This window comes from Spirosoma humi (assembly GCF_054776575.1).
In genome coordinates this window covers 463482-475521 of record NZ_BAAHBR010000015.1, presented here as the reverse complement: position 1 = coordinate 475521, position 12040 = coordinate 463482, and the positions used below count along the sequence as shown (strand labels likewise).

Annotated in this window: 12 protein-coding genes; 8 read left to right on the top strand and 4 right to left on the bottom strand. The window is 54.5% G+C overall.

Features of this window, described 5'->3' with window-relative positions; all coding sequences use genetic code 11:
• Positions 1-101 precede the first annotated feature (101 nt).
• Positions 102-2651 carry an FdhF/YdeP family oxidoreductase gene (locus ACYU8Y_RS18305; protein ID WP_460939504.1) on the top strand — a complete coding sequence of 850 codons (2550 nt, stop codon included), beginning with the start codon at positions 102-104 and terminating at the stop codon, positions 2649-2651.
• A gap of 70 nt (positions 2652-2721) precedes the next feature.
• Here ACYU8Y_RS18305 and ACYU8Y_RS18300 read toward each other — a convergent pair whose 3' ends face one another.
• The 3 genes from ACYU8Y_RS18300 to ACYU8Y_RS18290 are packed head-to-tail and all read right to left on the bottom strand — an operon-like array spanning position 2722 to position 5672.
• Positions 2722-3957 carry a multidrug effflux MFS transporter gene (locus ACYU8Y_RS18300; RefSeq protein WP_460939503.1) on the bottom strand — a complete coding sequence of 412 codons (1236 nt, stop codon included), beginning with the start codon at positions 3955-3957 and terminating at the stop codon, positions 2722-2724.
• 22 nt (positions 3958-3979) lie between these two features.
• On the bottom strand, positions 3980-5032 hold the full coding sequence (locus ACYU8Y_RS18295) for a glycosyltransferase family 9 protein (protein WP_460939502.1): 1053 nt from the start codon (positions 5030-5032) through the stop codon (positions 3980-3982).
• A 34-nt stretch (positions 5033-5066) separates the two neighbouring features.
• The gene (locus ACYU8Y_RS18290; RefSeq protein WP_460939501.1) at positions 5067-5672 is read right to left on the bottom strand and encodes a DUF4254 domain-containing protein; all 606 of its coding nucleotides are present in this window, start codon (positions 5670-5672) and stop codon (positions 5067-5069) included.
• 153 nt (positions 5673-5825) lie between these two features.
• On the opposite strand from ACYU8Y_RS18290, the gene ACYU8Y_RS18285 reads away from it, so the two are divergent.
• Together ACYU8Y_RS18285 and ACYU8Y_RS18280 are read left to right on the top strand one after the other, a co-directional pair.
• Positions 5826-6803 carry a GlxA family transcriptional regulator gene (locus tag ACYU8Y_RS18285; RefSeq protein WP_460939500.1) on the top strand — a complete coding sequence of 326 codons (978 nt, stop codon included), beginning with the start codon at positions 5826-5828 and terminating at the stop codon, positions 6801-6803.
• Positions 6804-6832: 29 nt separating this feature from the next.
• Positions 6833-7663: a DJ-1/PfpI family protein gene (locus ACYU8Y_RS18280; protein ID WP_460939499.1), complete on the top strand. Its 831-nt coding sequence runs from the start codon at positions 6833-6835 to the stop codon at positions 7661-7663.
• An 8-nt stretch (positions 7664-7671) separates the two neighbouring features.
• Here the strand turns inward: ACYU8Y_RS18280 and ACYU8Y_RS18275 are convergent, their stop codons facing one another.
• Positions 7672-8883: a molybdopterin molybdotransferase MoeA gene (locus ACYU8Y_RS18275; RefSeq protein ID WP_460939498.1), complete on the bottom strand. Its 1212-nt coding sequence runs from the start codon at positions 8881-8883 to the stop codon at positions 7672-7674.
• 96 nt (positions 8884-8979) lie between these two features.
• Between ACYU8Y_RS18275 and moaC the strand changes: the two genes are divergently transcribed.
• From moaC to ACYU8Y_RS18250, 5 genes are all read left to right on the top strand, one after another.
• On the top strand, positions 8980-9468 hold the full coding sequence (moaC, locus tag ACYU8Y_RS18270) for a cyclic pyranopterin monophosphate synthase MoaC (protein ID WP_460939497.1): 489 nt from the start codon (positions 8980-8982) through the stop codon (positions 9466-9468).
• Positions 9440-10033, top strand: coding sequence for a molybdenum cofactor guanylyltransferase (gene mobA, locus ACYU8Y_RS18265; RefSeq protein ID WP_460939496.1), 594 nt, complete (start codon positions 9440-9442; stop codon positions 10031-10033). The genes moaC and mobA overlap by 29 nt, the downstream gene beginning before the upstream one ends.
• Before the next feature lie 43 nt (positions 10034-10076).
• A complete protein-coding gene (locus ACYU8Y_RS18260) occupies positions 10077-10685 on the top strand; it encodes a DUF6992 family protein (RefSeq protein WP_460939495.1) in 609 nt (202 codons plus the stop codon).
• A 61-nt stretch (positions 10686-10746) separates the two neighbouring features.
• The gene (locus ACYU8Y_RS18255) at positions 10747-11556 is read left to right on the top strand and encodes a nucleotidyltransferase domain-containing protein (protein WP_460939494.1); all 810 of its coding nucleotides are present in this window, start codon (positions 10747-10749) and stop codon (positions 11554-11556) included.
• A 7-nt stretch (positions 11557-11563) separates the two neighbouring features.
• Positions 11564-12040: a nucleoside deaminase gene (locus tag ACYU8Y_RS18250; protein ID WP_460939493.1), complete on the top strand. Its 477-nt coding sequence runs from the start codon at positions 11564-11566 to the stop codon at positions 12038-12040.

Genomic DNA, 12040 nt, shown 5'->3' with positions numbered 1-12040 from the left:
CGGCTGGCCATATACACTACTAATTGGTTAAGGGATACAGGTTGTGTTTACCGCGCAACCTGCCCGATGGTTGAGTATCGATGTAATAACCGCCCGATTAGATGGAAAAGTCTCCCAATAGCGAATCCCGGCCAAGCAATCCGGCCGAACAGGATATAAATAATACACCCAAAAGTGGTGAACGCCCCACCCAGGGCACCGAAAAAACCAACGACCACTACGACCCGTTGGGTAAGCCCGATGCCGACAAACGCATTTTCCCCGCCCCTAATAATGTGGATGCCAAACATAAAAATCCTATACTAGCTCAACCGCCCGAAGCCTTTACCGGGCTCAAATTAGGCAAACCGGCCACGGTAGCCGCCGGGGTTACCGCTGTACTGAAATCCATGGAATTTTCATGGGGAGAAGCGGGGGTTAGCCGGGGTACACACGCGTTGCTGAAACTGAATCAGAAAGATGGTTTCGACTGCTCATCGTGTGCCTGGCCGGATCCCGACGATCATCGTTCGGTAGCGGAATTCTGCGAAAATGGTGCGAAAGCAACCGCGTCAGATGCCGATCACCAGCGCGTTGATCCGGAGTTCTTTGCCAAACATAGTCTGGTGGAGTTGTCGCACATGACCGACCGCGACCTGAACAACGCCGGTCGGTTGACGCATCCCGTTGTACGACGGCCCGGCGCGACGCATTATACCCGGATTTCGTGGCCCGATGCGTTTCAACTCGTGGCTGATGAACTCAATGCGTTGACATCGCCCAATGAAGCTATCTTCTATACGTCGGGGAAAGTGCCCAATGAACCGGCCTATCTTTACCAGCTTTTTGTCCGGCAATTTGGTACCAATAACCTGCCCGATTGTTCCAACATGTGCCACGAAAGCAGCGGCTCGGGCCTGAGTCCGACGCTGGGACTGGGCAAAGGGTCGGTAACGCTGAATGATGTTCACGAGGCTGAAGTCATTCTGATCATCGGCCAGAATCCCGGCACCAATCACCCCCGAATGCTGACGGCACTGCAAATTGCCAAGCGAAATGGGGCCAAGATTATTGCCGTTAATCCCTTGCACGAAGCGGGCCTGAGTCACTTCAAGAATCCGCAGGATTTCATGAATCCGATCAAGGCGGTGGGTACGTTGCTCGGTGCCGGTACACCCATTGCCGACCTGCATTTACAGGTCAAGGTCAATGGGGATATGGCTGTCTTGCAGGGCATTATGAAGCACCTCCTGCGCGCCGAAGAACTAAACCCCGGCGAAGTTATCGACCATGCGTTTATTAAACAGTACACCGCTCATTACGATGAATTTCTGGCTAATCTCAGAAACACCAGTTGGGAGGATATTGAAGAGATTAGCGGGCTGTCGCAGGGCCAATTGCTGGAAGCTGCGAATCTGATTGCCCCAAAGCAGAAGATTATTACGTGCTGGGCTATGGGCATTACGCAGCAGAAAAACGGCGTGATGAGCGTGCAGGAGATTGTCAACCTGCACCTGATGAAAGGGGCGATCGGTAAGCCGGGGGCCGGAACCTGTCCTGTGCGGGGGCATTCCAACGTGCAGGGCGACCGAACGATGGGGATTTGGGAACGACCTCACAAAGAGTTCCTGGACGCACTGGCCGAAGAGTATGGTTTTGAACCACCCCGCGAACATGGCTACGATGCGGTGGAGTCGATCAAGGCGATGTACGAAGGAAAAACGAAGGTGTTCATGAGCCTGGGAGGAAATTTCCTGTCGGCAGCGCCTGACACGGAGTTTGTTGCCGAGGCCCTTCGCAAACAGCGGCTTACTGTTTTTGTCAGCACAAAACTCAACCGGGGACATCTCGTAACCGGTGAAACATCGCTGATTTTGCCCTGCCTGACCCACGTGGATATCGATAGGCAGCGGTCAGGTCATCAGTTCACGTCCTGCGAAAATTCAATGGGCGTGGTTAGCCAGAATAAAGGGGTGCTGGAACCGCTATCCAGTGAAATGCTCAGTGAAGTAGCCATTCTGTCGGGGATTGCCATTGCGACGCTGGGTGATCGCTCGACCGTTGACTGGGTCGGGTATACGGAAAACTACGATACCATTCGGGACGCGATTGCCCGGGTGATTCCGGGATTCGATAAGTTCAACGAGAAAATTCGTAAGCCCGGTGGCTTTTATCTGCCCAACGGCCCCCGCGAACGAAGTTTCACAACGGAGAACGGAAAGGCTAATTTTACCGTGGCGGAAATGCCGAAACACCACCTGGAGCCTGATCAATTGGTCCTGATGTCGATCCGTAGTCACGACCAGTTCAACACGACGATCTACGACTACAATGACCGGTACCGTGGGGTGTATGGCGAACGCCGGGTGATTTTTATGAACCCGCAGGATATGAGTGATCGGCACATTCGCGAGCGTCAGCTTGTGACGATTACCAGCCATTTTGAAGGCCAGCAGCGGACACTGGAGAAATTTATCGCTATCCCCTACAACATCCCGAGGGGCAATACCGCAGCTTATTACCCGGAGATGAATCCATTGGTCCCCATCGCCAGTGTGGCGTATATCAGCAACCAACCGACCTCCAAATATGTGGTCGTTACGGTAGAGCCAATGCCTGAATGGCTACCCGAAGGGAGTACGTCAGCCAGCCCCATGACGGTAGCGGCTTAACGTTTTTCGGCAGAAAAAGAGCGGCACCCTTACTGTAGTAAGGGTGCCGCTCTTTTTCTGCCGAGTGGATTTAGTGGAGCATGATTGGGTCGTTTAAAGGCTCAGCCAGTTTAGCTGACTTGTTCCGGATGGTCTTACGGCCCACAAGTAAAATAAACAGCGCGAGGAGGGACGTAGCCGTCATAATGCTCACCATGGGGATGGCCGTATGGTTGTTAAGAACACTCACGCAGAGGGAGGCCAAAGCTCCCAGACCCATTTGGGTGGCCCCCATCAGGGCCGAAGCACTGCCTGCATTTTTGGTGAACGGCGCCAGAGCCAGGGCTCCATTGTTGGGGTTGCTGATGCCCAGGCAGGCCAGAAAAGCAAACAGGAGAACCAGTGTGCCGACGAGCCCAATCCAGCCCAGGCTGGTCAGGAGCAGAAAAATCAGGGTGATGGTTACCTGGCAACAGAGAGCGGCAAATACAAGTTGCTCACTCCGGTAATGCCGTAGCAGAAAACTATTTAGCTGGCTGGCCCCAATCAAGCCTACGGACAATCCGGCGAATATCCAGCCATAGACTTGTCCGCTCACCTTAAAAATGTCCATGAAGACCAGTGGCGAGTCGGCCACGTAGGCGAACAGGCCTGCGAAGGACATGCCGCCCGCAAACGCGTAGGTAGAAAACTGGGGCTCCCGGAGTACCATCAGAAAGTTGGCTAAAATAGGCCGGGGCTTCAGGGATAAGGAGGTGTCGGGTTGGTAACCATCCGGCAATCCGTAACGCGTAGCCAGCAGGAGCAGAACGCCCATGACCGCCAGAATGATAAAAACAGACTGCCAGCCAAAGGCAGCCGTGACATACCCACCGATGGTGGGGGCTAACAACGGCGACAGGCCCAGTACCAGCATCAGCAAAGCAAATACCTTCGCATTTTCTTCCACCGGAAACAGGTCCCGAACCATCGCCACGGCGGCCACACCAGCGACGCAACTGCCAATTGCCTGCAAAAAGCGAAGAGCAATCAGCGCGTCGATATTTTGCGCGGTCATGCAGCCGATGGACGTTAGTATGAACAGGCTCATGCCTGCGTACAGTGGTTTTTTCCGGCCGAACCGATCCAGCAGGGGGCCATACAGCAGTTGCCCCGCCGAGATACCAATGAAGAAGGTAGACAGGGAAAGGGCTACCTGAGGTACCGTTGTTTGCAGATCGCGGGCAATGGCCGGAAAGCCCGGCAAGTACATATCAATGGAAAACGGAGATAGTGCCGTCATTGAACCCAGAATCAGAATTATAGACGAGCGTTGGCGTTGAGTCATAAAATAAGTTGTTGCTTGTTAGTTACTGGCGAAGCATCTGCTGCACCCTGGCCGAGACCGCTTCGACCGATATGTCGTTCAGACAGGCCAGATCGCCCCGCCAGCAGGGCTTGTTGCCAAATACGGAACAGGGGCGGCAGGGGAGGACATCCGGTGAAATCTGGAGAATGGCCTCATCGCCCTGGCCCCAGGGCCCAAAACCTGCGTCGGGATGTGTGGCTCCCCAAATCGACAGCACCGGCACGCCACTCAGGGAAGCCAGATGCATATTGCCCGAATCCATGCACAGCATCCCGCTAAGTCGGCTAATGAGCAACAGCTCGGCGGCCATGGAAAGTTTTCCGGCCACCAAGATTGCCTGTGGGAATTTTTGTTGCAGCGCTTCAAGCTGGCTGATCTCGGCCGCTCCTCCACCGAACAGAAAAATCGTAAGGGGCCGACCCGTATATAATTGGTCCAACAACGGGGCGAACCGGTCGAAGGGCCACATTTTTTGCGTGTGCTGGGCGAAGGGCGCAATGCCGAGCCAGGGTGTATGCCTGGTAACCGACAGGCTGTTCAGCAAGGCATCCAGTTCGGCCTCAGCCGTCGTAAACGTTGGAAAGTGAAACGGATTGGCGGGCTGGACGGCCAACCCGGCGGCTTCGAATACGCGGGCGTACCGATCTACACTGTGCAGTAACGGACGCCGGATTTTGTTTGTCTTTCGGGTTAAAGCACTTTTTTCAGTACGCCCTTTATCAATCGTAAACGACGGAACCCCTGCCAGACGAAACAAACGTTTCAGGACTGCCGAGCGCATATTCTGGTGGGCATCCAGCAGAACGTCGAACGAGGCCATCTGCCGCAACTCGTTGAACAGGTGAATCAGGCCCATCAGCCCCTTGTGGCGCCCATCGAAATCGGCGCCAATAACACGAACGTTAGGGAACTGCTCAAAAAAAACGGCAAACTTCGCCCGTGTCACCAGGGTGATGCGGGTATCGGGATAACGCTGCGTAAACGCCTGAACAACGGGAGCCAGCAGGGCTACATCGCCCATGGCTGAAAACCGAAGAAGAAGCACTTGCTTCATATAGGTAGTGAAGGTGGAGAAACAACTCCAATGCTTATTTTGCCTCGCTATAGAGAACCGGGTTCAGCGTGGGATCATTGTACATTTTCATTTGCCGATACACCTTCATGTACCGATCACCGTTGCGGATATCGGCCAGTAGCTCATCGAAGCAGTGGGCCAGATCCTGTTCCTGTTCGAGGAGTACGGCAAGTTTTTGCTGCGCTTTCCAGCGGTGTTCATCCGATACCGACGGGCGGTCAACCTGTTCCTGAAAATGGTATATTTTGAGCTGTAAAATCGACATTCTGTCGAGGAGCCAGGCGGGTGTCTCGGAATTCAGCCGGGCGTTGGGCTTGGTATCAATACCCCGAAACTGCTCGAAAAACCAGCCGTCCATCTGCTCCACGGTGTCGGTCCGGTCCTGATTCGACTGATCGATCCGGCGCTTGATCGCTACCAGCTCGTCGGGGCGAATGGTCGGGCTGCGAATAATGTCTTCGAGGTGCCATTGCACCGTATCGATCCAGTTTTTCTGGTATAACAGGAAAGCAATAGCATCAGCCGGAAACGGGTTGTTGATCGGGATGTCGACGTTGTCCGTCAGGTGATAGTCCTGAATACTCTGGCGGAATAGATCGTTGGCGAAAGTGGCGTTCATAAGCGGTTAATCAGCTGCAAAGATACGATTTTCGCCGGGAATGCGGTCAGGCAGGTTTCGGAGGGTTGCGGACTGGATGGCCCAAAATGTCCGCTGATTGGCCTTTGTCGGATAAAATTACCCTGTACTTTTACACCCTAATGAAAAGGGTTGATGTCTGCTTCCTCGCAACTGATTTTTGTTGTACCGCCCTGCGTACACGTTCTGGATCTGACCGGGCCGGTGCAGGTCTTTTACGAAGCTGCCGAGTATGGAGCGCCTTATCGGCTGGCGTATTGTTCGCTCGGAGCGCCTGTTACCAGCTCGTCAGGGCTGAATTTTGGCCCTATGTCGCCCTTTTTCGATATGGAAACCCAGCCCGGCGATTATATTTTTTTGCCCGGTATGGACATGGCCTATCTTCGGTCGAGTGCCTTCAAGCAGGAAACGGCTTTCTTTGGCTGGCTTCGGCAACAGCACCAAAAAGGCGTTTATCTAGGCTCAGTTTGTACCGGCGCTTTTCTGTTGGCGCAGGCGGGGTTGCTCGATGGCCGGAAATGTACAACGCACTGGAAACGGATCGACGAACTACAATCCACCTATCCGCGGGTGGTGGTTCAGCACGACAGACTGTTTATCAAAGACGCTGGCATTTATACCAGTGCGGGTATTACCGCGGGTATCGATCTGGCGTTAGCCATCGTAGAGGAGCATCAGGGGCCGTTGTTCGCTACCAAAATAGCCCGCGAATTGGTCGTCTATTTTCGTCGGGGCGAAGGGCATTCGCAGAAAAGTGTTTACCTGGATTACCGGAACCACATGAATGTGGCCATTCACCACATGCAGGACTGGCTGATTGCTAATCTGGACGCGAAGGCAAGCCTGGAAGAGTTAGCCGACCTGGTGGGCATGAGCCCCCGAAACCTGACGCGTACCTTTCGAAAAGAAACCGGCACTACGATCAAGGCTTACACAACGCTGCTGCGGCTCGAACTGGCCCATACGCTGCTGCATAATCCCGGCATGACGATGGATGCGATTGCCGCTAAGTGCGGCTTTCGGGACGCGCGCCAACTCCGCCGAATCTGGAAAAAACCGGATACTGTTTCACCAATAAACGAATCATTTTCCTCCCGGAAATCACGTCTATGAACTCAATCAAATCTGTTGTACACTGTCTTATGCTCATCGGTTTATGGGCCGCTTCTTTTACGCCGGTTCACGCTCAGAAAACGGGCCCGAAACCAGACTTACTGGCTTATTATTGTGAACCTTGCGGCAGTGCGTGCGATGCGGAACGGCATGAAGAGCCCGGTACTTGTCTGCATTGCGGTATGCCACTTATCAGGCGAAGTGTGGCATCGGTGAACACGGCTGCTGATCGGCAGCCAAAAGCGAAGACGCGCAACGTAGCCATTTTTATTCATAATGGCGTCGAGATACTGGATTTTTCTGGTCCCAGCGAGGTTTTCGCGTCAACAGAGGGGTTCAATGTCTACACCGTTTCGCTTAGTAAGGAACCGATCGTTAGCCAGGGCTTCATCCGGATTATACCCAACTACAGCCTGGAAGATTGTCCAGCGCCAGATATCGTTGTACTGCCCGGTGGCCAGACCGGTCCATTCATTGAAAATAAAACCCTGATCAACTGGATAAAAAACTCCGCTGAACATGCCGAAATAATGCTGTCCGTTTGCACAGGAGCCGGGCTGCTGGCCAAAGCGGGGCTTCTGGATGGCAAGCAGGCAACGACCTTTCACAGCTACATCGACCCGTTGCAAAAGGCGACACCCAAAGCCAAAATCCTGCGAAACACCCGGTTCGTCGACAACGGACAGGTTATCACGACGGCGGGCGTATCCGCCGGGATTGACGGAGCCCTGCACGTCGTTGCCCGACTCAAAGGGGTTGAGGTAGCCCGCCAAACGGCTTTTTACATGGAATACGATAAATGGAAGCCCAGTGAAGGGCTGATTGTCGGGCAGAAAAATAAAACGGCCCCAACCGAATAAATCACCTCTCAGGCGCGGGTTGGCCATACCGGAAAAGCTTCACCAGCACCAAATTCCGAACGTTCGGCGGGGAGTTCCATGAAAGCATCGGCCGCCAGTAGGTTCGCAAAATCAGCTGAACCGGAGCCGGGTAGCGGGTGCGCCAGCATACGACCATCCGGTTCGGAGGTTAGGCGAACGGGCAGAAAGTAGGTAATGGCCGGTTTAAATACGACGGGTGCTCCCAGTTGCGCATACCGTGCTGGGGAAGGCGGTAGCCCCATCGATGTTCGCAGATAGGGCAGCACATACCGATAGGCGCAGAGTACCGTAGATACCGGATTGCCGGGTAATGCAAAGACCGTTTTGGTAGGTCCGGTCTGAGTCATCACGGTGCCAAACCAAAGCGGTTTGCCGGGGCGCTGGTCTATTTTATGGAAATGTTTCTGCACGCCCAACCGGGCCAGCACCGAGGGCACAAAGTCAGCTTTCCCGGCCGAAACGCCCCCGCTCAGAATCAAAACGTCGTTGTCGGCAAGCAGGGTTTTTAACTGATTTTCCAGAGCCGCTTCATCGTCAATGATATGGTGCAGGGTGGCGGCAATGCCCAGGGGCGCCAGCGCTGTTTGGAGCATGTAGGTATTGGACCGGCGAATCTGGTAGGGCAGGGGTGTGTCGCCAACGTCGACCAGTTCATCGCCTGTTGAGATAAGCGCCACCCGGGGAAGCGCCGTCACCGTTAACGTTGTTTGGCCAACCGAAGCCGCTACGGCCAGTTCCGATGGGCCGAGCCACATACCACTCGACAAAAGGTCGTCGCCAGCCCGGCGATCCGTTGCCTGCGGATGAATATGCTGTCCCGCTTGCACATCCTCAAGCGTAAGGGTCGCCTGCGAATCGGCGATGCTTACATCTTCGTACCGAATCACCGTGTCGGCCCCACTGGGCAGCATCGCTCCGGTCATAATTTCCAGACAGGTATTGGCATCGCTCAGCGTTTGCTGCGGCTGACCAGCGAACTGCGTACCTACAATCTGGAAGGTGCGTTGACCGGCCGCATAATCGGCAAATCGAATGGCGATTCCGTCCATGGCCACCCGGTTGAAGGGTGGGAAATCCCGGTCGGCACGAACTCCTTCGCGAAGTACCCGACCAGCGGCATGGGCAAGCGAAACCGATTCGGTCGGCAGGTTCAGTTTATGTTGTTGAGTAAGAGCGAAAGCGTCGGCAACGGTAAGCATGACGTAAATGATGAATGATATGGTATAAATGATGAATTTTGCTCAAGAACTGCAAGCTATTCATCATTCTTGATTCATAATTCATCCTTTACTAAAATGGACTCTTTTTCTCATCTCAACGCAGACGGTAATCCGGCCATGGTCGATGTGGGTGCCAAGACGGTGACGCGTCGAACGGCCCGCGCCCGGAGTGTTGTAGCCCTTGGCCCTGACATTATGCAGCACTTAATCCTATCTGGAACGGGAGGAAGTGATATTGCGACCAAAAAAGGCCCCGTGTTTCAGACGGCGATCATTGCCGGAACCATGGCTGCCAAACGCACCGATGACCTGATTCCCCTTTGTCATTCGCTCGGTCTGGACAACTGTCAGATTACTATCACCACGGAGGGCACCGACGCCATCATCGACTGTCTGGTGTCGACGGAAGGAAAAACGGGCGTAGAGATGGAAGCGCTGGTGGGTGCGTCGGTGGCGGCACTGACCATTTACGATATGTGCAAAGCCCTGTCGCACGACATCATTATCCGGGAAACGAAACTAATGGAGAAAACGGGTGGAAAGCGGGATTTTCGACGGGCCTAAGTTAAACGGCCTGGTGCTGACGGGCGGGCGAAGCACGCGAATGGGGCGCGATAAATCGCAGCTGATGTATCATGGAAAACCCCAGCGTGAACACCTCGCCGAGTTGCTCGCCCCCTACTGCGAGGCCGTTTTCTGGTCGGTGAATGCTGAGCAGGCCGTTGCGTTGAGGGCAACCGATTCTCCGGTTGTCATTGACGCGTTCGACTTTCCGGGGCCGCTCAATGGCATCCTGTCGGCATTTGCCCACGATGCTTCGGTGGCCTGGCTCGTGGTGGCCTGCGATATGCCGCTGCTGACGACCCTGTCGCTCGATGCGCTGCTTCGCGGGCGAAATCCCGCTAAACCGGCTACCGTTTTCTATGATTCGGATGGCCGGTTTCCCGAGCCGCTGCTGGGTATTTACGAGCCAGCTTTTTACCCGATTCTACAGCAGGCAATGGTCGACGGCTACTACTCTCCGCGTCAGGCCCTGCAGCAACAGGATGTGCAGCTGTTAACGGTACCAGACATTCGTGAACTGGCGAATGTGAATGATCCGGCAACCAAGGCTGGTCTGGGCTTATAAACATCGCTCTGCAAACAGCGGTTTATCTCCAAAATCAGCGCTTATGACATTCTTTCGAAAACTCTTTTTAACGGCTGGTTCCGTGCTACTTGGCAGCGCGGTCGTGGGGCAGCGTGTGACGCCCCCCGCCGAATTGCGCGATTTCAGTGAGCAGCGCATCCGGCATCAGAAAACCCTTGGCCTGACCCTCGGTAGCTTTGCGTTGGCCAACATCGCGGTCGGGGCTGTAGCCGCCGGGCAAACATCGGGCGAAACGCAGTACTTCCACAAGATGAACGTGTACTGGAATCTGGTCAACCTGGGCCTTGCCGGAGCTGGGTTGCTGGGGGGGCGGAAAAAGCAGGTCGATGCTGAAACACTCGCGGATGCTGTCAGGCGGCACGAAAACATGAAGCAGATTTTGTTGGTCAACGCCGGGCTGGATGTGGCTTATGTACTCGGTGGGGCTTACCTGCGCGAACGGGCGGTATCGCGCCCCGTCAACGCCGATCAGTTGCGTGGTTACGGAGCATCCATTATGGCTCAGGGTGGTTTTTTGCTGGCTTTTGATCTAGTCAACTATTTTATCGCCAAAAACAGGGGAGATAAGCAGGAGCGGCTGTTGCTTTCCGCCAGCTCAACGGGACTGGGTGTTGTGCTGCCCATCCGGTAAAGGTGTTGAACAAATCGAAATACGCGGTCGTTCTGCAGTAATTTACTCATCTCAACTGAGCATGTCGTCTTCTCTACAACCGTTTCAATCATTTATCGACAAGGCCGTTCTGGTCTGTCAGCAAGACCCCGAAGCCATTGGGTTAGCTGCGGGAGGCTCGTGGATATCGGGCGAGGTCGACGCGTATTCCGACCTTGATCTGGTGCTGGTCACGTCCCGGCAGATCGCGCCTGATGTCAGCCACATGCGCGATTACGCGTCCCGGTTCGGAACGATGCTGGCTTCCTTTCGTGGCGATCACGTGGGTGAACCCCGCTTGCTGATTTCGTTGTATGAGTCGCCGTTACTGCACGTGGACATTAAGTTTCTAACGCCCGTCGAGTTTTATGAGCGGGTGGAGAACCCGGTTGTGCTGTGGGAGCGGGAACGGCTACTAACTACCATTATTCAGCACTCGACGGCGTCGTACCCGCCCGTCGATTTCCAGGCAACTGAAGATCGGTTCTGGATCTGGATACACTATGCCGCCTTAAAAGTCGGCCGGGGCGAATATATTGAAGCCACCGATTTTCTGGCCTTCGTGCGCAATGCCGTGCTGGGTCCGCTGTTACACCTGAAAAACGGCGGTTTGCCACGAGGAGTGCGCCGGGCCGAGACGGTATTCGATGCGGTTGACTTGATGCGATTGCGGAAAACCGTCGCGACGCCTGATCGGGATGCGCTTCTCCTAAGTTTAACCGAAGCGATGAATCTATACGAAGACTTACGCGATGCACTGGCACCCGCTTCATTGAGTAAAAATAGAGCGGCACAACGGGCCGTTACACAGTACCTGAACACGAATCAACAGTCAACAGCTTTTATACAGTAGTCTATATATGACGAATCAGGACGATTTTTTTCTGCGCGAGGCCATTCAACTGGCCCGTGAGGGCATGACAAGCGGACAAGGTGGCCCGTTTGGTTCGGTTATCGTGCGTGATGGTGTGATCGTAGGGAAGGGGTACAATAAAGTTACGTCCACCAATGACCCGACGGCCCACGCAGAGGTCGTTGCCATTCGGGATGCCTGCCAGAATCTCGGTACGTTTCAACTGGATGGCTGTACCCTCTATGCCTCCTGTGAGCCTTGCCCAATGTGTCTGGGCGCTATCTACTGGGCGCGTCCCAGCCGGATCGTGTATGCAGCTTTTCATACCGATGCTGCCGGCGCCGGTTTCGACGATCAGTTTATTTACGAAGAGATCGACAAACCTCGCGAAGAACGGCATATTCCTATGCATCAGCTCCTTCGCGATGAAGCCAACACTGTTTTTGAGGAGTGGGTAACCCTGGGAAAACGGATACACTATTAA